Source organism: Halomonas sp. HK25 (assembly GCF_047795635.1).
Lineage (GTDB): Bacteria > Pseudomonadota > Gammaproteobacteria > Pseudomonadales > Halomonadaceae > Halomonas.
In genome coordinates, this window is sequence record NZ_CP181044.1 from 442,086 (window position 1) to 462,796 (window position 20,711).

Genomic DNA, 20,711 nt, shown 5'->3' on the forward strand with positions numbered 1-20,711 from the left:
CAAGGAAAGCGGTGACCGCCGGCCTCAGCGTGGGCCTCAGCACTATGCGATGCCACGTATCACGGCAAGGGCCGCCAATGAGGCCTGGACGTGGGACATCAGCAAACTGCCCACGCGACGCCGTGGCGTCTACCTCAACCTCTACGTGGTGCTGGACCTGTACAGCCGCTTCATCGTGGCCTGGATGGTCTCTCACAAGGAGAATGCCGCACTGGCCCAGTACTCTTCCAGGAGGCGGTGGACCGCTACGGCATTCCGCATGGGGCACTGACGCTCCACCAGGACCGGGGCTCGCCGATGATTGCGCACAGCTACCTGGATCTGATGGGAGAGCTGGGCGTGACGTGCAGCCATAGCCGGCCGCGGGTCAGTAACGACAACCCCTTCAGCGAAAGCCAATTCAAGACCAGCAAGTACCCGCCCGACTACCCGGGACGATTCGAGAGCATCGCGCATGCCCGGCAGTGGTAAGCGCCTATGTCGACTGGTACAACCTGTAGCACCATCACAGCGGGCTGGCCGGCTTCACGCCAGAGCGGGTCTTCACCGGCCGTCATCGCGCTCTCGCGGAGGTTCGCCAGCAAGCCCTCGATCAAAGCGTCGAGGCGCATCCCGAGCGATTCACGCGCGGACGCCCGATGTTGGCGATGCCACCGGCCAGTGTCTCGATCAATCCGGTACAGCCCGATGACGACGACCCGGCACCCTACAGCGTGGTGAACTTCCCGACGCTGTCAGCGGCAAGCGATACCGCCACGAAATCGACGTTAATTTTTAACGATCTGTCTGAATCAGGTTGACAGGTTCCGCGAGCGGTGTGGGGCCCCCACGCGCTTGGGCACCTGCACCGCTCGACCAGTAGCCATTCGCTGTGCCAATATCCGGCGCTGGCAGTTTCGACCTTGCGGATAATGCGTGGCCCGAGAAGGCGCATTGGCAGGTCGCCATTGACAGTGCCGCGGCAATTCCGTATATAGCGGAAACAGCCCTTTCAGCGAGCCCTCATGATTCTCCTTGCAGCGATCGTCGTTGCGTCACTTGCCGTATCGTTCTTGTGTTCTGTACTTGAAGCGGCGCTGCTCTCGCTGACCCCGAGCTATATTGCCCAGCTCAAGGAGGGCCGCCCTACCGCCCATGCGGCGCTCGCGGCACTTAAAGCCAATATCGACCGGCCACTGGCCGCTATTCTAACGCTCAACACCATTGCACATACGGTTGGCGCCACCGGCGTCGGAGCTCAGGTTGCGGTGATATTCGGAGAGCCTTACATAGCAGTAGCCTCCGCGGTGATGACGCTGCTGATTCTGGTGCTCTCGGAGATCATTCCCAAGACCCTTGGCGCGACCTACTGGCGTCAGTTGGCGCCTCTTCTCCCTCCGCTACTGCGAGTCATGATCGTGCTGCTGACGCCGTTCATCTGGCTCTCGGAAATGATCACCCGGCGATTGGGGAAATCCGTTCACGACGTCGACCTCCGCGCCGAGATCAAGGCGTTGTCTCGCATCGGCCTAGAGGAGCGGGTACTCGACCCGGAGGAGTCGCGGACCATCATCAATATTCTCAACCTGCATGAGATGGCGGTGAAGGATGCCATGACGCCTCGCACGGTATGCGAAACAGTGCCTCCGAAGATGACGGTCGGGGAGTTTAATACTCGTTATAGCAAGGCACCTTATACACGCCTGCCGGTGATGGATCAGAGCGAACAGGCATTCGGATACGTACACCGCTCCGACATGTACCATGCCGAAGATACACAAACCATGAGTGAACTGAAGAGGCCTATCGTCAGCATTCCCGATACCACAAGCATCGAGCAGGTTTTCACTGATATGCTGCGAGATCATCACCACCTGCGGGTAGTGCATGATGAACACGGAACCTGGGTGGGGCTGATCACCCTAGAAGATATCATTGAAACCATCCTTGGCCAGGACATTGTCGATGAAACCGATAGCGTGCACAATCTTCGTCATTATGCCAAACAGCGCTGGTTAAAGCGTCTGAAGCACCATTCATTACCAGGCTGAGATAGCGCTGCCTTGACCTGAGAGTCCGACCTCATGCCGATAGATCCTACTTCGCAAGACGATACTCGGCCGGCGCCAACGACCGGCTCATCGCCCAGCCCGCAGGGCCGCACCGAAAGATTGCTGGAGCGCTTTCTATGGAATTCACGGTTTCTGGTGATGATGGCGGTGGTGCCGAGCCTGCTCGGCGCAGTAGTGCTCTTTACCATCGGCACCATCGATATCATCAAGGTGTTGATCGATACCGTGGCTTATTACCTGCTCGGTAGCGTGGACGATATTCACGATAACGTGGTCCCAAGCATCATCATGGCGATCGATATCTACCTGATTGCCATCGTCCTGTTGATCTTCGGCCTAGGGGTTTACCGACTATTTGTTTCCCCCATCGAGCAAGCCGAAGATCACGCTCTTCACCACCCGTTCAACGTGCAGTCCTTCGACCAGCTCAAGGACAAGATCGCGCGGGTGGTCATCCTGGCGGTGATCATCGAGTTCTTCCGCGCCGTGGTCGACATCCGTTTCCAGACCCCGCTGGATGCGATCTATCTGGCACTTTCGGTACTCGCTCTTGCCGCCGCGTTATATCTGATGGGCCTTGCGCAACGCAAGGAATAGCCGGCGGGTAGCAGCAATCCATGCCGCAGGCGGTGTCCAAGCGCTTAGCTCGTGGCTGATGTCGGCGAAAAAGGTCGCCCGGCTCGCGGCAATTGCTCGCAGTTTTGCATTGTCCTCTGCCAAAGTCCGGCACTGCTCGCTGAGTTCCCGCGTATGTGCTTCGACCTTTCCGCAAGGGTCGGTTTTGCCTTAAGGAACTGATCCCCTTTTTTAGTTATCTCGTCAGAAGCTTTCCCAGATTTGCGGCTATCAGCTGAGCCTGCACCGATTCCGCCATACACTGGGCACCGAGCTGATGAAGGAGCCGGACCGTAACCTGCACATCGTCAAGGCGCTGCTAGCCACAGCAATATCAGCACGACGCTGGAGTACGTCGAGGTCGATATGGGAAGCCTAAGCAGCGTGCTGGAGGGGCACATCTAGGCTCAGCCGAGCTCGAGCGAAAATCTGACCATCAACCAACTGCGGTACCAGGGGCTGGCTCGGGAGTCCCTGGCATCGCTTTCGTCTTCATCATGTGGCTTCCCCGCATCGGCCTGCTGGTCCAGCTCCTACTATCGTCTGAATTAGGTCTCGCTCATTCAGGTTGACAGCTGGAGCCTCGTCCTCTTCAATAGCTTCTTGATGATGCCGTGTGATGCTGGTGATGAAACCTGCCCTCAAGTTGTCCGTGTAAGCATTTCACGAAGACTCTCTCACGCCACAGCGTATTGATTTTTCAAGGTGTTTTGGTAGTGTAGCTTGTGATCAGTAGGTCCCGGGTTCGACTCCTGGTGCCGGCACCACCAAAGCCCTGTCAATCAGCATGATACAAGCGAACCGCGACCGTCCCTTGAGGCGGTTTTTTGTGCCTGCCACCGGGGGAGAGGCTGTCGACCCCAGGCGTACGATCGTGCGCTGAGGCTGGCAGGCGCTTTTGGCCACAAGGACTATTGTCCTGCCTGGTCACCGGTGGGGTGGGGCAACCAGCCCGCCCCGCGGAGGTGGTACGCGGCGCATGGTGCGGTAGACTGTGAGGCTGGTCGCCGAGATGCGGCACGCAAAATGAGAAGGAGAAGACCCGCCATGCGCTTTGTCCCACGTTTTACCGATGGCCAGGAATTTCCCCACGCGCTCGGCAAGATCGTCTGCGTCGGCCGCAACTATGCCGACCATGCCAGGGAGCTGGACAATCCGGTGCCCAGTGAGCCGTTGCTCTTCATCAAGCCGGCGACCTGTGCGGTCCCGCTGGAAGAGCCCATCGATGCGCCCTTCTCCCGGGGCGAGGTGCACTACGAGACCGAACTGGCGCTGCTGATCGGCGATGAGCTCTCCCATGCTACCGCCGACGAGGCCGAGCGCGCGATTGTCGGCATCGGCCTGGGGCTGGACCTGACCCTGCGCGACCTGCAGACCCGTCTCAAGGAGAAGGGGCACCCCTGGGAAACCGCCAAGGCGTTCGATGGGGCCTGCCCGCTCTCCGCCTTCCTGCCGCTCTCCCAGGTCCCCAACTGGAGCGCCCTGGCCTTTACCCTCGAGATCGATGGTGAGCTTCGCCAGCGCGGCGAGGGCGCCGACATGCTCTTTCCGGTCGCCACCCTGGTGGCCGAGATGAGCCGTCATTTTACCCTGCAGCCGGGTGACGTGGTGCTTACCGGCACCCCGGCCGGCGTCGGCCCGCTGTCGCGCGGTGCCGAGCTGCACTTTACCCTGACCGGCGGTCTGGAGATTACCAGCCGCGTGGTGGAGTGAGTCCACAGCGCTCCCGGTGGTGAGTCAGACGACGACGCCCCGCAGCATGGCTGCGGGGCGTCGTTACGTTCAGGGGAAGCAGAGATCGGCTACTCGAGGTAGGTATACCCGGCCAGCCCCTCGGAGAGGTCATCGAGGAAGCGCTGCTGCTCGGCCTCTTCCAGGCCGCTGTCGGCGAGTTGCTCGGCGAGGTTGTTGCGCAGCACCTCGGCGTCGAAGTTGACGTAGCTGAGCACGTCGGCGACCCGGTCGCCCTGTTGGATATGGCTGAGAGTCCAGCTGCCGTCCTCGGCCAGGGTGGCGTCAACCGAGTCGGTGTCGCCGAAAAGGTTGTGCAGGTCGCCGAGGATCTCCTGATAGGCACCCACCAGGAAGAAGCCCAGCAGCTGTTCGTCGCCCTCCTGCCACTCGGGCAGGGGCAGGGTGGTCTCCACTCCCTGACCGTCCACGTAGCCGTCGATGCGGCCATCGCTGTCGCAGGTAATGTCCTGGATCACCCCGCGGCGCACCGGCTCCTGGTCGAGGCCGGTCAGCGGCAGCACCGGGAAGATCTGCTGGATACCCCAGACGTCGGGCACCGACTGGAACAGCGAGAAGTTGACGAACAGCTTGTCGGCGAGTTTCTCGGCCAGCTCGTCGGCGATCTCGCGGTGGGCGCGGTTGCGGGTGTCAAGACGGGCACGCAGGCTCGCGCAGGCGGCGAAATAGACCGCCTCGCCCTCGGCCCGGGCGTTGATGTCGGTCATGCCGATCACGAAGCGCTCATGGAGCTCGCCCATGGCCTGCACCAGGTCATGCCACGCCTCTACCAGGCCGCGCGGCTCCACCTGTTCGTGGAGCAGGTCGTGGACCCGCCACAGCTCCTTGACCTGGGGATCGTCCTCGACGCGGCGCTCCGGCGCCGTCTCGCTGATGCGCTCCTCGCCGATCACGTTGCTGATCAGCACCGCGTGGTGGGCGGTCAGCGCCCGGCCCGACTCGCTGATCAGGTGCGGCTCGGGCAGGCCATGTTCCTGGCAGGCCAGGCGGAAGGCGTAGACCACGTTGCGGGCATACTCGAGCATCGAGTAGTTGGCCGAGCAGAAGCTGCGCGAGCGGGTACCTTCGTAGTCGACGCCCAGGCCGCCGCCCACGTCCACGGTGTCCACCGGGGCGCCCAGTTCCACCAGGCTCTGGTAAAAGCGCGCGCACTCGCGCAGGCCGCGCTGGATGTCGCGGATATTGGCGATCTGCGAGCCCAGGTGAAAGTGAACCAGCTGCAGGCTTTCCAGAGCGTTGGCCTCACGCAGCTGATCCACCACGGCCAGAATCTGACTGGCGGTGAGGCCAAACTTGGACTTCTCGCCGCCGGTGTTCTGCCAGCGGCCACGGCCCACGGTGGCCAGGCGGGCGCGCAGGCCGATGCGTGGCTTGACGCCGAGCTCGGCGGCCTCCTCGAGGATCAGCGGCAGCTCCGAGAGCTTCTCCACCACCAAGTAGACCCGGTGGCCGAGCTTCTCGCCCATCAGCGCCAGGCGCACGTACTCTCGATCCTTGTAGCCGTTGCAGACGATCAGCGAGGGGCCGTCGCCGGAGAGCGCCAGCACGGCGAGCAGTTCCGGCTTGCTGCCGGCCTCGAGGCCCACCCGGTCGCGGCCGCGCTCGGGCGTGGCGAGGATCTCCTCCACCACCCGGCGTTGCTGGTTGACCTTGATCGGATAGACGGCGGTATAGCCGCCGCCGAACTCCTCCTCGACCATGGCGGTGTCGAAGGCGGCGCAGAGCTGCTCGACGCGGTCGTGCAGGATGTCGATGAAGCGCACCAGCACCGGCAGGCGCAGGCCGGCGGTCTTGAGCTGCGCGACCAGGTCAGCCAGCGGCAGGGCCGGGCCCTCGATCTCGCTGCCCAGGGGGCGCACCAGGGCGTGACCGGAGTCGTCCACGTCATAGTAGCCGCTGCCCCACTGGTCGATATTCCAGACGCGCCGCGCGCGCTTTGCCGGGCTGCCGGCACTGGCCATGGAGAGACTCATGCATTCACCTCCGGGAGGGGGAGAGCGCCGTGCTCAAGTCGAGCCTTGAGGATGGTGCGAAACCGTTCGGGGTCGTGGGGGGTGAGATCGTGGGCCGGCGGATCCACGTAGACCACCAGCAGCCTCGACAGCCAGTAGCGCAGCGCGGTCAGGCGCAGCATCATCGGCCACGCCTCGCGCTCGGCCGCGGTGAGCGGGCGGCGGGCCTGATAGGCGGCGAGGAGGGCGTCATGGCGTTCGGCATCCAGGTGGCCGTCGGCGTCGGTGGCCCAGTCGTTGATGACGATGGCCAGGTCGAACAGCAGGTCGCCAGTGCAGCCGTTGTAGAAATCGATGATGCCGCTCAGCCGGTCACCCTCATAGAGAGTGTTGTCGCGGAACAGGTCGCCGTGCAGGGTGCCCTGAGGCAGTTCGGGGGCGTTGCCGAAGGCGTCCTGATAGATCTCCACCTCGTCCTTCATCAGGGTCTGGTCTTCTGCCGAGAGGTAGACCAGCACCCTGTGGTGCATGGGCAGCAGCCAGTGAAGATCCCGCGGGTTGGGACGGTGGCCGGGGAAGTGCTGCGACACCTTGTGCATATGGCCCAGGGCGTCCCCGAGGGCCGCACACTGGGTCAGGTTGGGCGCCTTGGGGTGCCAGCCGGGCAGGCGCGGGAAGAGCAGCGCGGGCTTGCCGGCCAGGCGGTGCAGTGCCACGCCCTCGCGGTCGTGCAGCGGACCGGGCACCGGCAGGCGGTGCTCGTCCAGGTAGTCGAGCAGGTCGACGAAGAATGGCAGTTCGCCGAAATCGCCCTGCTCGAACAGGGTCAGCACCAGCTGGCGTCGGTCGGTGGTGACAAAGAAGGTGCTGTTCTCGGTGCCGGCGGGTACGCCTTCCAGGGAGACCAGCGAGCCGGCATCGAAGCGTGCCAGGAAGTCCGCGACCTGGGTCTCGGATAGCGGTGTGAATACGGCCATGTGTCTCTCACCCGGGAATGCCAAGCCGCCTATTGTAGCGACTTGGCAGTGTGATGCACGCGTCCCGAGAGAGAGATATTCGCCTCAGAAGCTGCGCAGGATCCACTGCGGCACGGCGAGGCGGTCGCCATCCTGGCGCTCGAAGTTGCCATCGCCGTCGTGATCCACCAGGTAGTAGGAGGGCCCGCGCGAGGGCCGGATCTCGATGGCGTAGAGCTCGCCGTTGATGCGGTACTCACGGATGGTCTGATCCTCCTCCTGGCGGATGGTGATATCCGGCTCCAGATCGGCGGTGGACTGGGCCAGGGCGGGAACGGTGGCGACCAGCGCGAGCCCCATCAGCAGGGCGATAAGGGTGCGTGTCACGATCATGGTGGCCTCCTGGCCGCAGCGCGGCAGATGTAGTGGCTTATGGCCCTCAGTGTATGACGTTGCGCCCTCGCAGCCCACCACCCGCGGCAAAACGGCCGGGCAATGCGTATCATGGGTGATCAGGATCACTTCCCGCTCAGTCTCAATGGATGCCTTGCATGGCCGATACCCCCATCGTACTCGTCGACGGTTCTTCCTACCTCTACCGCGCCTTCCACGCCCTGCCGCCGCTGACCACCTCCAACGGCCAGCCCACCGGCGCCATCAAGGGCGTGCTCAACATGCTCAAGCGGCTGATCAAGGACTATCCGGACAGTCCCATGGCGGTGGTCTTCGATGCGCCGGGCAAGACCTTTCGCGACGAACTGTTCGCCGAGTACAAGGCCCACCGCCCGCCGATGCCCGATGACCTGCGCTCCCAGGTGGCGCCGCTGCACGCCTGCGTGAGGGCGTTGGGGCTGCCGCTTTTGTGCATCGAGGGGGTGGAGGCCGATGACGTCATCGGCACCCTGGCCCGCCGGGCCACCGAGGCGGGCCGCGACGCGGTGATCTCCACCGGCGACAAGGACATGGCCCAGCTGGTGAATCAGCACATCACCCTCGTCAACACCATGAAGGACGAGTCCCTGGACGTCGATGGCGTGAAGGAGAAGTTCGGCCTGCCACCTGAGCTGATCATCGACCACCTGGCGCTGATGGGCGACAAGGTCGATAACATCCCCGGGGTTCCCGGCGTGGGCGAGAAGACCGCGCTGGGCCTGCTGCAGGGCATGGAGGGCGGGCTCGAGACCATCTACGCCGACCTGGAGCGGGTCAAGACCCTGGACTTCCGCGGGGCCAAGACCCTGCCGAAGAAGCTCGAGGAGCACCGCGACCAGGCGTTTCTTTCCTACCAGCTGGCCACCATCAAGACCGACTGCGAGCTGCCGGTAGGCCTCGACGACCTGGGCATCGCCCATCCGGACCGTGGAGCGCTCCTCGAGCTCTACCGGGAGTATGAGTTCAAGGCCTGGCTTTCCGAGCTGCTGGAGGGCGAGGACGAGGGGGTCGATGATGTCGCGGGTGGCACGCCCGCCCCCGGCGCGGCGGATGACGCCGGCGGCAGTGCCGCCCGCGAAGACCATGTGATCCTCGAGCAGGACGAGCTGGATGCCTGGCTGGCGAGGCTCGAGGCGGCCGAGGCCTTCTGCTTCGACCTGGAGACCACCAGCCTGGCCTACATGGAGGCGCAGATCGTCGGCGTGGGGCTGGCGCTGGAGGCGGGGGAGGTGGCCTATATCCCGCTGGCCCACGACTATCTGGATGCCCCCGCGCAGCTCGACCGCGACGCCGTGCTCGCTGCGCTCAAGCCGCTGCTGGAAGACACATCGAAGACCAAGATCGGCCAGAACCTCAAGTACGACATCTCGGTGCTGGCCAGCCACGGCATCACGGTGGCGGGGCCGCTGGAGGACACCATGCTGGAGTCCTACGTGCTGGACTCCACCGCCACCCGCCACGACATGGATTCCCTGGCGCTCAAGTACCTGGGCGAGAAGACCGTCTCCTTCGAGGAGATCGCCGGCAAGGGCGCCAAGCAGCTCACCTTCAACCAGATCGCTCTGGAGCAGGCCGCCCCCTACGCCTGCGAGGACGTGGACATCACCCTGCGCCTGCATGGTGAGCTGCGTCCGCGCCTGGAGGCCACGGGTCGGCTCGTCGAGGTACTGGAAGCGATCGAGCTGCCGCTGGTGCCGGTGCTGTCGCGCATGGAGCGCACCGGGGTGGCGCTGGACCCGGAGCGGCTGCACACCCAGAGCCGCGAGCTCGAGGTGCGCATCCGCGAGCTGGAGGCGCGCGCCCATGAGCTGGCCGGGCGCGAGTTCAACCTGGGCTCGCCCAAGCAGCTCGGCCAGATCCTCTTCGAGGAGCAGAAGATCCCGGTGCTCAAGAAGACCCCCAAGGGGGCGCCCTCCACCGCCGAGGCGGTGCTGGAGGAGCTGGCGCTGGACTACCCGCTGCCCAAGGTGATCATGGAGCACCGGGGGCTGGCCAAGCTCAAGTCCACCTACACCGACAAGCTGCCGCGACTGGTCAACAAGGCCACCGGGCGGCTGCACACCAGCTACCATCAGGCGGTCACCGCCACCGGGCGGCTCTCCTCCAGCGACCCCAACCTGCAGAACATCCCGATTCGCACCGAGGAGGGACGCAAGATCCGCCAGGCCTTTATCGCCCGGCCCGGCTACCGCATCGTCGCCGCCGACTACTCCCAGATCGAGCTGCGCATCATGGCGCACCTCTCCGAGGACAAGGGGCTGCTTGCGGCCTTCGCCGAGGGCCGCGATATCCACTCCGCCACCGCCGCCGAGGTGTTCGGGGTGCCCCTCGACAAGGTCTCGGGCGATCAGCGGCGCAGCGCCAAGGCGATCAACTTCGGGCTGATCTACGGCATGAGCGCCTGGGGCCTGGGTCGCCAGCTGCATATCGAGCGCAACCAGGCGCAGACCTGGATCGAGCGCTACTTCGACCGCTACCCCGGCGTGGCGCGCTACATGGAGCGTATCCGCTCACAGGCTTCGGAAGATGGCTTCGTCGAGACCGTGTTCGGCCGGCGCCTCTACCTGCCGGAGATCCACTCCCAGAACCGCGCCCGCCGCCAGGGCGCCGAGCGCACGGCGATCAATGCCCCCATGCAGGGCACCGCGGCGGATATCATCAAGCGCGCGATGATCGACGTGGACGCCTGGCTGCGGGCAGGCGAGATGGATGCCTGGATGGTGATGCAGGTCCACGACGAGCTGGTCTTCGAGGTGGCCGAAGGGCAGGTGGACGCCTTCATCGAGCAGGTGAAGGCGCGCATGCAGGCCGCCGCTGAGCTCAGCGTGCCGCTGATCGTCGAGGCGGAGAGTGGGGCGAACTGGGACGAGGCGCATTGAAGCACCGACCGCTGTGCTCGTCCGGCATGATCATCAACGCAAAAGCCCGCAGCCGAGGCCGCGGGCTTTTGCCTGTATCAGGACTCGTGCTTAGCGCCAGCCGACGCGATCGAAGATACGAATCGCCTCGGGGTTGTTCCCACCCAGCACGCTGACGTTGATCTCGTCCTTGTTCAATTCGCCCCAGGACTCCAGGGTCTCGTCCATCTTCACGCCCTCTACCACCGGGTACTCGTAGTTGGCGCCGGCGAAGATTTCCTGGGCCTCGTCGGAAGCGAGAAATTCGAGGAAGCGAATGGCGTTCTCGCGATTGGGGGCACCCTCGACCACGCCCGCGCCGCCCACGTTGACATGAATGCCGCGGTCGTCCTGGTTGGGGAACAGAATGTTGACCTTCTCGGTTACTTCGCGATCGGCTGCATCGTCGGAGTTGATCAGGCGCACGTAGTAGTAGTGGTTGGCCACGGCCAGGTTGCACTCGCCGGCCGCGACGGCGCGGATCTGGTCGGTGTCGCCACCCTCGGGCTGACGCGCCATGTTGTTGACGATGCCCTGAGCCCACTCTTCGGCACCTTCGACGCCATGATGGTCGATCATTGAGGCCAGCAACGACTGGTTGTAGATGTTGTTGGAGGAGCGGATGCATACCTCGCCTTCCCAGCGAGGATCGGTCAGATCCTCGTAGGAGGTGATTTCGCTGGGATCGATGTTCTCGGGATTGTAGAAGATCGCCCGTACGCGCTGGCTGAAGCCGAACCACTGGCCTTCGGGATGACGCATGGCCTCCGGCAGGCGCTCGTTGAGCACATCGGATTCAATGCCCTGGAAGATACCTTCCTGCTCGGCACGCCACAGGCGACCGGCATCGACGGTCATCATAACGTCGGCGGGGCTGGCCACGCCCTCGCGCTTGATGCGCTCGATCAACTGATCGGAGTCGCCTTCCAGCAGGTTGACCTTGATCCCGGTCTGTTCGGTGAAGAGCTCATAGAGCTTCTCGTCGGAGTCGTAGTGGCGCGCCGAGTAGAGATTCACCTCATCGGCGGCGGCAGTCGCGGCAAATGCCGAGCCGACCAGCGCGGTGGCGAACGGGACGACGAGACGATAGCGGTGGATCATGGTTAGGCACCTCGTTGGCCTTGCGGGGCAAGGGGGAATTATTGGATGAGAATGCGTTACATTTCTTCCATTGCTATTGAAGCGTTTTGCAAGTGCGCCGTCAAGCGGCCGACGGCGCGTCGTGACGCAGGGAGGCGCGCGAAGATGACCCGGGACAAGCGTTATGGAAAAGATGTCAAATGAGAGTAAATGCCAAACGTATTTGCTGAGCATTTCGGGTAGGATGAGGCCTGCATTCTTCCATTTGCCCATGTCGTCCCGATTCCATGACTAGCCAATCGACTCCAATGCAAACCAGACAGGCCCCACAGCGGCAGGCCAGCGCGCTGACGATGGAAGGGGTACATCACTCCTTCGGCAGTCTCGCTGCCGTTCGGGGCGTGAACCTGGAGGTGGCACCCGGCGAGGTCGTCTGCCTGCTGGGGCCCTCTGGCTGTGGCAAGACCACTCTGCTGCGTATCGCTGCCGGGCTCGAGGTGCTGCAGCAGGGGCGCGTGACACTCAACGGTGGCGAGATCGCGGTGCCCAGAGGGCGCCATGTGCCGCCGGAGAAGCGCAACGTCGGGCTGGCGTTCCAGGATTCCGCGCTGTTCCCCCATCTTACCGTGATGGGGAACGTCACCTTCGGGCTGAAACTGGAGCCGACACGCCAGAGGCGTGAACGCGCCATGACACTGCTCGAGCAGCTTGGCATGGCAGCTTATGCCGAGAGTTACCCGCACATGCTCTCGGGCGGCCAGCAGCAGCGCGTGGCGCTGGCACGCGCCCTGGCCCCTTCGCCTCAGCTGATGCTGCTCGATGAGCCATTCTCCAGCCTGGATGCCCGCCTGCGCGATCGCATTCGCGACGACACCTTGCACGTGCTCAAGAAGGTCGGGGCAGCCACGCTGCTCGTCACCCATGACCCGGAAGAGGCCATGTTCATGGCCGACCGCATCGCACTGATGCGTGAGGGCCGCATCGTCCAGATGGGCACGCCGCAAGAGCTCTACTGCGCGCCCTGTGATCCCTTCGTGGTGGCCTTCTTCGGCGAGGTCAACGAGCTTCAGGGAGAGGTCCGCAATGGCCGTGTCCAGACCCCGGTGGGATCGGTGGAGGCCGGCTGGCTGCCCGAGGGGAGCCAGGCGCATGTCATGATCCGCCCCGAAGCGCTGCACATCACCGAGCATTTCGAACCGGCACCGACGCACCGCTTCAGTCATGTGATCATGGCCAAGCTGCTGGGGCGCAGCAGCCTGCTGCACATCTGCGCTCACGGCGAAGACGGCAGCGAAGCTCACCTGCACGCCCGAGTGCCCGGCGTGTTCCTGCCCCCCGAGGGGCAGCGGGTGGATATCCACCTCGATCTGTCGCAGGTCTTCGTCTTTCCCTTAGCCGCCTGAGCCGGGGCGGGAACGGCGCATGGCCATGCTCAGTAGAATTACTGGGATGATGCCTACGGCGACGATGGCCAGCGAAGCCGTCGAGGCCTCGGAGAGGCGCTCATCCGAGGCCAGGCTGTAGGCCCTTACCGCCAGAGTGTCGAAGTTGAAGGGGCGCAGGATGATGGTTGCCGGCAGCTCCTTCATGACATCCACGAAGACCAGGATCCCCGCAGCGATCAGGCTGCCGCGCATGATCGGCGTATGCACGCGCTTGAGGGTGCCGGTAGGCGTCTGGCCCAGCGTGCGTGAGGCGGCGTCCATGCTCGGGGTGACCTTGCTCAGGCTGGCCTCCACGGTGTTGAACGACACCGCCAGGAAGCGCACCACGTAGGCATAGATCAGGATGAAGGCGGAGCCACTGAAGATCAGGCCGATGATCTTGCCGTAGTGGGCGTGCAGCCAAGTATTGATGGTGTTGTCCAGCCAGGCGAAGGGGATCAGGATGCCCACCGCGATCACCGAACCGGGAATGGCATAGCCCATTGAGGCGACTCGCGTGGCGACGCGTGTCAACGGGCTGTTATGCAGGCGCACGCCATAGCTGAGTACCAGCGCCAACCCCACGGCGATCACCGAGGCGATGACGGCTAAATACAGGCTGTTCCAGGCGAAGTCAAGGAAGCGCGTGCCGAACAGCGCATCGCCCTTGGTGATGGCCATCTGTAGCAGAAGCCCGCTGGGAATCAGAAAGCCGATCAGGACTGGAGCGGCGCAGGCAAGGAAGGCCGCGAACGCCTGCCAGCTCCTCAGCCGATACTCGGGCAGCTGCTGGTAGCGGTTGGTCGTGTGGAAATACTGGCGTTTGCCGCGCGACCAGCGCTCCAGCAGCACCAGTACGATGACAAATAGCAGCAGGCAGGCGGCCAGCTGGGCCGCGGCCACCTGCTCGCCGAGGCCGAACCAAGTGCGATAGATGCCGGTGGTGAAGGTATCGACACCGAAGAACTGCACGGCGCCGAACTCGTTGAGCGTTTCCATCAGCACCAGCGAGACACCGCCGACGATGGCCGGGCGCGCCAGCGGCACGGCCACAGTGGCAAACAGGTTCCATGGGCCGCGGCCCAGCGTGCGCCCCACGTCGAGCACGCAGACCGACTGTTCGAGGAAGGCTGCCCGTGACAGCAGATAGACGTAAGGGTAGAGCACCAGGGTAATCAGCGTGGCGGCACCACCCAACGAGCGGATATTGGGGAAGTAGTAGTCGCCGCGCCCCCATTCGAAGATCTCCCGCAGCCAGGTCTGCAAGGGGCCAGCATACTGCAGGAAATCGGTGTAAGCGTAGGCGATCACATAGGTGGGAACCGCCAGCGGCAGCAGCAGGGCCCATTCGAACACTCGCCGTCCCGGGAAGCGACACATCACAACCAGCCAGGCCGTGCCAGTGCCGATCACCATGGTGCCGAGCCCCACGGTGATGGCGAGAAAGAAGGTATTGCCCAGGTAGCGACCGAGTACCGTGCTGGCCAAATGCTGCCAGACGCCCTCGGTAGGCATAAAAATGTGCGTTAGCACCACGACGACCGGCAGTGCCACGACTGCGGCCACGGCCAGCATGAATAGCGTCCAGCGACTTAGGCGACGCGACATGGTGTAAAGCCCGGTAGAGGCGGATCGGAACAAGCGGGAACTCCTTCGTTGCCCGGCGCGCAGGCGAGGGGCGGGAATGCGAAGCGATAGCGTCCGCAAATGATATCAGTTGCCGCATGGCTCTGCAGCCCGCTCCAGCTGACCGGCGTCAAGACAAGGCGCCCGTATCTCGCGATACGGGCGCCTGGAGTCGTGATGCCTGTGCGTCAGTAGCCGAGCAGCGCTGAGGGCAGGCCGGTGATGATGGCAGGGAAGAAGGCCATCAGCAGGCAGGCCAGCACGATGATTGCCACGAAGGGGATCACCGCCTTGTAGAGGTCAACGATCTCCACCCCGGGTGGCGCCACCCCCTTGAGGTAGAACAGCGCATAGCCGAAGGGCGGGGTCAGGAAGGAGGTCTGCAGCACTACCGCCACCATCACCACGAACCACAGCACGTCGATGCCCATCTGCTGGACGATCGGCAGCATGATCGGGAAGCTCAGCAGCACGATGCCGGTCCAGTCCAGGAACATGCCCAGGATGAAAACCAGGAACAGCATCAGGATCAGTGCGCCGGTGGTGCCGCCGGGCATGGCCAGCACCAGGTCACTGATCACCGACATCCCGCCGCCACGGGAGAAGACCCCGGTGAAGGCGGTGGCACCCACCAGGACCAGCATCACCATGGTGGTGGTCTTGCCGGCATCGATCAGGGTGCGGTAGCAGGTGGAGAGCTTGCGGTCGCCGAAGATCATGAACAGCAAAAAGGCGATGCCCACGCCGATGGCCGAGGCCTCGGTGGCGGTGGCGATGCCGGTAAACAAGGCGCCTAGCACCCCGAGGATAAGCGACATGGGCGGCAGCACGTACTTGGCCAGCATGATCAGCAGTTGCCCGGTACTGGTCTCGGCTTGCTCCTCGGCTGGCACTTTCGGCCCGTAGGCGGGCTTGATGTAACAGATCACCAGCACATAGAGGGCATACATGAAGCCCAGCAGCACGCCGGGAACCAGGGCGCCGGCGAACAGGGCGCCCACCGAGACCGGCGAGTAGCTGGCCATCAGGATCAGCATGATGCTCGGCGGGATCAGGATGCCCAGGCAGCCACTGGCCATGATCACCCCGGAACTTAGCTCCTTGTTGTAGCCGTACTTGAGCATTGGGGCCAGGGCGATCATGCCCATCACCGCGATGGAGGCGCCGACGATGCCAGTAGTGGCGGCCAGCAGCACCGAGACGATGACCACAGTCAGCGCCAGGCCGCCGCGCAGATTGGCCAGCAGCAGTCGCATGGTGTCGAACATCTTCTCGGTGACGCCCGAGTCGTTCAGGAAGCGCGCCATCAGCACGAACAGCGGGATGGCCACCAACACATAGTTGTCCATGGCGTTGCCATAGATGTTGTTGATGATGGTGCCGAGCACGCGTTCGCCGGGGCCCAGGAAGGCGCCGATGACGGCGACGCCGCCCAGCACGAAGGCCAACGGATGACCCATGAACAGGCCGACCAGCAGGCCGATGAACATGAACAGGGTGAGCAATTCGGGACTCAGGTTCATGCGGTTTTCCCCCGCAGTTGCTGGATGGCGCGGATAACGATGGCAATGGCCTGGAGCAGGATCAGCACGGCGGCGAAGACAATCACCCCCTTCACCGGATAAACCGGGATCGAAACCATGCCGTAGGTAGTCTCCAGTCGGCTATAGGAGCGCATGAAGAAGCTCCAGCCGAAGGTCAGCAGCATCCAGATGAAGGGGACGAAGAAGATCAGGTAGCCGAGCAGATCGAGCACGGCCTGTTTCCTGCGCGAGAGCAGGCGCTTGAGCACGTCGACCTCGACGTGGGCATGGTGGCGCAAGCCGTAGGCGGCCATCAGCATGAAGTGGGCGCCGAACAGCATCTTGGTGACATCGAAGGCCCAGTCGCTGGGTCGACCGGCGAAGTAGCGCAAGCCGATGTCATAGAGGACGATCAGCGTGATCACGGCAATCAGAGGGGCAATCAGCCGACCGAACCCCTCGTTGAGGGCATCGATCGCCTTGGCAATGGCATTCATGGTCGGTGGTCTCGAGTGTCTTGGAGGATAGCTACAGGACGGAAAACGCCACCGGTGCAGCTCCAGCGCCGGTGGCGATCACTCCCAATGAGCCTCCCGGGATCACCGGGAGGTCTCGTTGACGCTTAGAGACAGGCTTCGAGTTCTTCCAGCGACGGGAGATTATCCATGGTCCGGCTCATGTTGTAGGGCGCGGAAATGTCACGCCAGTTGGCGTAGTGCTCCAGGTAGCTGATCATGGAGTGATAGACCTTGGCGTGCATCGGGTCTTCACAGGCGCCGCGCAGGATCACGTCGTTGGTGATGTCCTGGATGCGGGCCAGGTCGTCGTCGGAGAGCTGGTGGATTTCCACGCCGGCTTCCATGAAGTTCACCGTACCCTCGGTGGACTCACGCTCGGACCAGGCCAGTGACCAGGCCATGGTGGCATCGGCAGCGATCTTCAGCTTCTCTTGGGTCTCCTCGGTGAGGGCGTCCCAGGCATCCTTGTTGATCATCACGCCGAACACGCTGGCTGACTGGTGCCAGCCGGGCACCGTCCAGTGCTCGGCTACCTCGGCGAAGCCGACGTTGTAATCGACACCCGGGGTGGAGAATTCGCCGGCGTCGATGACGCCACGCTCGATGGCCTGGTAGACCTCGCCCCCGGCCAGGGTGACCTGGGAGCCGCCCAGTTCTTCCAGCACGCGACCCTGGTCACGGCCTGAGAGGCGCAGGCGCTTGCCGTCCAGGTCGGCCAGGCTCTGGATGGGCGTGCGGCCCATGAAGCCGGACTCGTTGTTGGTGATACCGTAGGGCAGATAGACCATGTTGTAGTCGCCATAGACCTCCTGGTAGAGGTCCCAGCCGCCCCACTGCTGGATCCAGTTCAGGTAGTCCACGCCGTTGAACAGGCTGGTGGTGGTGGCCAGCGGCGAGAAGGCCGGGCTGCGGCCGGCCCAGTAGCCGGGCCAGTCACCGGAGGCCTCGATGCTGCCGGTCTCTGTGGCGTCGAACACTTCGGTGCCGGGCATCAGGGTGCCGCCGGCGCGGAACTCGATTTCGAGCTCGTCCCCGGCCAGTCTGTTGACCAGCTCGGCCCAGTGACGATCGATCTGAATCAGGTCGATGTTTTCCGGCCAGGTAGTGGTCATGGTCCAGCGTTCCTGGGCCTGAGCGGTGGTGGTGAGGGCGGCCAGCGCCACACCGGCGGCCAGGCCGGTGATGGCAAATTGGGTCATCTTCTTCATGGAGTGCTCCCTGTACGGGTTATTGGTGTTGGTCGAGAAGACGTATCGGGTGCCGGAGCCACCCCCTGTTGTGTAACGTTGACGGGGGCGGCGTCGCCTGCGGCCGGTGTTTGACCGGACGGGCAGACTCGGCAGCCCTGCCAAGCTAGCACGGCGCCACTGTCATAATCGATAGCCTGCTGAATGAAGGGGGAGGGACGCCCCTGGGGTGGCTGATAGCGTCAATACGGCAGGTTTTCTAATTTATTATCATTGGGTTAGCGATTTTTCTTGGCGGATGATCCGAGCCCGGCAGCGTTGAATAACGCAGGCGATGCGACCAAGGTCGCATCCTTCATCAGGAGAAAATCCATGCCGCAAGCTGCGGGAAGCGGGCGCCTGCTGAAGATCAGGGTGGAGCAAGCCGTCGGACAGATAGTGGAGCGAGCCGCCGAGCTGGCACGGCGGCGCTGGCGCGGCTTGGTGTGGCTCACCGGCACAGCCGATGCCTGCCGCGAGGCGGCGCTGGCGCTATGGCAGGCCGGCGCCTGGCAGTCGCCGCTGTGGATGGCACCCGAGGCGCCGCCGGGGCTGGCTGAAGGCGACTGCCTGGCCGCCGGCCGGGCCCGCACCCGTCTGGGCGGCGAGCAGGACCTGCTGGTGGTGGACGCGGTATCACCCGGCGCGGGCTTCGACCCGGACGCCTTCGGCGCCCTGGCCGGCACCCTGCGCGGCGGCGGCCTGCTGGTGCTGATGACCCCGCCCGACTGGGGGGAATGCCCCGACGCCGACTACGCCCGCCTGGCGGAACACCCCTTTATCCCCGGGCGGCTCACCGCGCGCTACCTGGCGCGGCTGGCCGGTTTGCTGGACGCGGCGTCCGAGGTGATCCGCTGGCCGGCGCAGGATGCGCCCTCCTTGCCACCCCTGCCCGCGCAGGCCCCGCGCGTTCCTGCCCCCGGGATGGACGCCGAAAGCGGGGATCCCGACTGCCTGACCGTCGACCAGGCCGAGGCGGTAGCGCGACTGGTGCGCCAGCGCCGGCGTCGCCCGCTGGTGATCACCGCCGACCGCGGCCGGGGCAAGAGTGCGGCGCTGGGCATCGCCTGCGCGCGGCTGCTGGCGGCGGGCGAGGCGGAGATCCTGGTCACCGCGCCGCGGCCGGCGGCGATGGAGAGCCTCTTCCAGCGCCTCGCCGCGCTTTGCCCCAAAGGGCAGCGTCATGGGCACGCCTTCATGCTGGGCGAGCAGAGGGTGCGCTTCGCCGCGCCCGATGAGCTGACCCGGCTGGCACGGGAGGGCACGGCCGGTGGTGCGGGTGCCCGGCTGTTGGTGGACGAGGCGGCGGCCATCCCCGCCGCCCTGCTCGGTGAGTGGCTCAAGGCCTTCCCGCGCATCGCCTTCGCTACCACGGTGCATGGTTACGAGGGCTCCGGGCGCGGCTTTGCGGTGCGCTTTCTCGAGCGGCTCACCCGCGAGGCCCCCGAGTGGCAGGGCCTGCATCTGGGCGAGCCGATCCGCTGGGCGGCGGATGACCCCCTGGAGGGGCTGGTCAACCGCCTGCTGCTGCTCGACGTCGAGCCGGCCCCTGCCGCGTCATCGGTAACACCGGTCTGGCAGCGAGTGGTTCCCGCCGAATTGGCCGATGATGAGGCCCGGCTGAGGGCGCTCTTCGGCCTGCTGGTCCAGGCCCACTACCGCACCACCCCCGCCGACCTGCGACGCCTGCTGGACGGCCCCGGCGTCGGTATTGGTGCCCTGGTATCCGGCCCGGCGCCGGTGGGGGTAGTACTCACCGGCGACGAGGGCGGCTTCGAACGCGAGCTGGCCGAGCGGGTGGCCCGCGGCGAGCGCCGTCCCCGCGGCCATCTGATGGCCCAGTCGCTGGCCGCCCACGCCGGCAGCCGCGAGGCACTCACGGCAAGGCTGCGTCGGGTGGTGCGCATCGCGGTGGCGGCCTCCCATCGCCGCGCCGGGCTGGGCCGGCGGCTGATCGAGGCCGAGGCCGAGCAGGCGCGCGGTGACGGTCTCGACCTGCTGGGCTCGAGCTTCGGCGCCGAGCCGGGGCTGATCGCCTTCTGGCATTCGCTGGGCTTTGTCAGCCTGCGCCTGGGACTGACCCGTGAGGCTGCCACCGGTGAGCACGCCCTGATGGTGGCGCGCCCGCTGAGCGAGCGTGGCGCGGCGCTGGTGAAAACGCTCGCTATACGCTTCCAGCGGGCCCTGCCGGGGCTCCTGGCCTTCGAGCTGCGCGAACTGGAGCCGGAGATCGCCGCCGCCCTGCTGGCAGAGGGGCAAGGTCAGGCGCTTGACGCCGCCGACCGCCGCGACGCGACGGATGTGGCCTTCGGCCACCGCGAGCCGGCCCTGGCCCGTCCGGCGCTCCAGGCCCTGGTGCGCCACGCCCTGTCGCGGGGTGTGCCGGTCGACGCTGAATCGCTCTGTCTGCTGGTGGCCTGGGGCTTCCAGGGACGCCGCGCCGAGTCGCTGGCCGCCCGGCTCGGGGTCTCCGGGAGGCGCGAAGTCACCGCCCGGCTGCGCCAGGCCACGGCGGCGCTGTTGGAGGCTGTGGCAGAAGGTCATGGCGAGGGGCGCCGGGGATAAACCGAAGAGGGGGTCCGTGGACCAGGGGTGAGGAGCACTGCTCCGAACGGGCTGGCCATGGATGGCCAGCACCGGTCCTGCAAGCGGAGCAGGA

17 protein-coding genes are annotated in these 20,711 nt (G+C 64.8%); 9 read left to right on the forward strand and 8 right to left on the reverse strand.

The annotated features are described in order from the left end of the window. The first annotated feature begins 49 nt into the window (after positions 1 to 49). The 6 genes from ACM26W_RS02165 (at position 50) to ACM26W_RS02190 (ending at position 4,379) form a co-directional block, all read left to right on the forward strand. Positions 50 to 271, forward strand: coding sequence for a DDE-type integrase/transposase/recombinase (locus ACM26W_RS02165; protein ID WP_416139235.1), 222 nt, complete (start codon positions 50 to 52; stop codon positions 269 to 271). Between the two features lie 26 nt (positions 272 to 297). Beyond that, positions 298 to 471 carry a hypothetical protein gene (locus ACM26W_RS02170; RefSeq protein ID WP_416139236.1) on the forward strand — a complete coding sequence of 58 codons (174 nt, stop codon included), beginning with the start codon at positions 298 to 300 and terminating at the stop codon, positions 469 to 471. Between the two features lie 167 nt (positions 472 to 638). Then, entirely contained in the window at positions 639 to 800 is a 162-nt protein-coding gene (locus tag ACM26W_RS02175; RefSeq protein WP_416139237.1) for a hypothetical protein, read from the forward strand. 204 nt (positions 801 to 1,004) lie between these two features. Beyond that, positions 1,005 to 2,030, forward strand: a complete 1,026-nt coding sequence (locus tag ACM26W_RS02180) for a CNNM domain-containing protein (protein ID WP_416139238.1) — start codon at positions 1,005 to 1,007, stop codon at positions 2,028 to 2,030. Positions 2,031 to 2,063: 33 nt separating this feature from the next. Then, the gene (locus ACM26W_RS02185) at positions 2,064 to 2,648 is read left to right on the forward strand and encodes a YqhA family protein (RefSeq protein WP_416139239.1); all 585 of its coding nucleotides are present in this window, start codon (positions 2,064 to 2,066) and stop codon (positions 2,646 to 2,648) included. 1,065 nt (positions 2,649 to 3,713) lie between these two features. Beyond that, on the forward strand, positions 3,714 to 4,379 hold the full coding sequence (locus ACM26W_RS02190) for a fumarylacetoacetate hydrolase family protein (protein ID WP_416139240.1): 666 nt from the start codon (positions 3,714 to 3,716) through the stop codon (positions 4,377 to 4,379). A gap of 89 nt (positions 4,380 to 4,468) precedes the next feature. On the opposite strand, the gene speA is transcribed toward ACM26W_RS02190, so the two are convergent. The 3 genes from speA to ACM26W_RS02205 all read right to left on the reverse strand — a co-directional run bounded on the left by speA (position 4,469) and on the right by ACM26W_RS02205 (position 7,719). Continuing rightward, positions 4,469 to 6,391, reverse strand: coding sequence for a biosynthetic arginine decarboxylase (speA, locus tag ACM26W_RS02195; protein ID WP_416139241.1), 1,923 nt, complete (start codon positions 6,389 to 6,391; stop codon positions 4,469 to 4,471). Next, entirely contained in the window at positions 6,388 to 7,347 is a 960-nt protein-coding gene (locus ACM26W_RS02200; RefSeq protein WP_416139242.1) for a homoserine kinase, read from the reverse strand. The genes speA and ACM26W_RS02200 overlap by 4 nt, the downstream gene beginning before the upstream one ends. An 84-nt stretch (positions 7,348 to 7,431) precedes the next feature. Beyond that, positions 7,432 to 7,719, reverse strand: a complete 288-nt coding sequence (locus ACM26W_RS02205) for a DUF2782 domain-containing protein (RefSeq protein ID WP_416139243.1) — start codon at positions 7,717 to 7,719, stop codon at positions 7,432 to 7,434. A 158-nt stretch (positions 7,720 to 7,877) separates the two neighbouring features. On the opposite strand from ACM26W_RS02205, the gene polA reads away from it, so the two are divergent. After that, positions 7,878 to 10,637 carry a DNA polymerase I gene (polA, locus tag ACM26W_RS02210; RefSeq protein ID WP_416139244.1) on the forward strand — a complete coding sequence of 920 codons (2,760 nt, stop codon included), beginning with the start codon at positions 7,878 to 7,880 and terminating at the stop codon, positions 10,635 to 10,637. 90 nt (positions 10,638 to 10,727) lie between these two features. Here polA and ACM26W_RS02215 read toward each other — a convergent pair whose 3' ends face one another. Then, positions 10,728 to 11,756 (reverse strand): Fe(3+) ABC transporter substrate-binding protein, encoded by a 1,029-nt coding sequence (locus ACM26W_RS02215; RefSeq protein ID WP_416139245.1) that lies wholly within the window; start codon positions 11,754 to 11,756, stop codon positions 10,728 to 10,730. A gap of 332 nt (positions 11,757 to 12,088) precedes the next feature. On the opposite strand from ACM26W_RS02215, the gene ACM26W_RS02220 reads away from it, so the two are divergent. Next, positions 12,089 to 13,138, forward strand: a complete 1,050-nt coding sequence (locus ACM26W_RS02220) for an ABC transporter ATP-binding protein (protein WP_416139246.1) — start codon at positions 12,089 to 12,091, stop codon at positions 13,136 to 13,138. Here ACM26W_RS02220 and ACM26W_RS02225 read toward each other — a convergent pair. The 4 genes from ACM26W_RS02225 to dctP all read right to left on the reverse strand — a co-directional run bounded on the left by ACM26W_RS02225 (position 13,127) and on the right by dctP (position 18,034). Beyond that, entirely contained in the window at positions 13,127 to 14,767 is a 1,641-nt protein-coding gene (locus tag ACM26W_RS02225; RefSeq protein ID WP_416140796.1) for an ABC transporter permease, read from the reverse strand. The genes ACM26W_RS02220 and ACM26W_RS02225 overlap by 12 nt on opposite strands. A 206-nt stretch (positions 14,768 to 14,973) precedes the next feature. Then, entirely contained in the window at positions 14,974 to 16,308 is a 1,335-nt protein-coding gene (locus ACM26W_RS02230; protein ID WP_416139247.1) for a TRAP transporter large permease, read from the reverse strand. Beyond that, on the reverse strand, positions 16,305 to 16,805 hold the full coding sequence (locus tag ACM26W_RS02235) for a TRAP transporter small permease subunit (protein WP_416139248.1): 501 nt from the start codon (positions 16,803 to 16,805) through the stop codon (positions 16,305 to 16,307). The genes ACM26W_RS02230 and ACM26W_RS02235 overlap by 4 nt, the downstream gene beginning before the upstream one ends. A 125-nt stretch (positions 16,806 to 16,930) precedes the next feature. After that, positions 16,931 to 18,034 carry a TRAP transporter substrate-binding protein DctP gene (gene dctP, locus ACM26W_RS02240; RefSeq protein ID WP_416139249.1) on the reverse strand — a complete coding sequence of 368 codons (1,104 nt, stop codon included), beginning with the start codon at positions 18,032 to 18,034 and terminating at the stop codon, positions 16,931 to 16,933. 351 nt (positions 18,035 to 18,385) lie between these two features. On the opposite strand from dctP, the gene ACM26W_RS02245 reads away from it, so the two are divergent. Beyond that, a complete protein-coding gene (locus ACM26W_RS02245) occupies positions 18,386 to 20,617 on the forward strand; it encodes a tRNA(Met) cytidine acetyltransferase TmcA (protein WP_416139250.1) in 2,232 nt (743 codons plus the stop codon). The last annotated feature ends 94 nt before the right edge of the window (positions 20,618 to 20,711 follow it).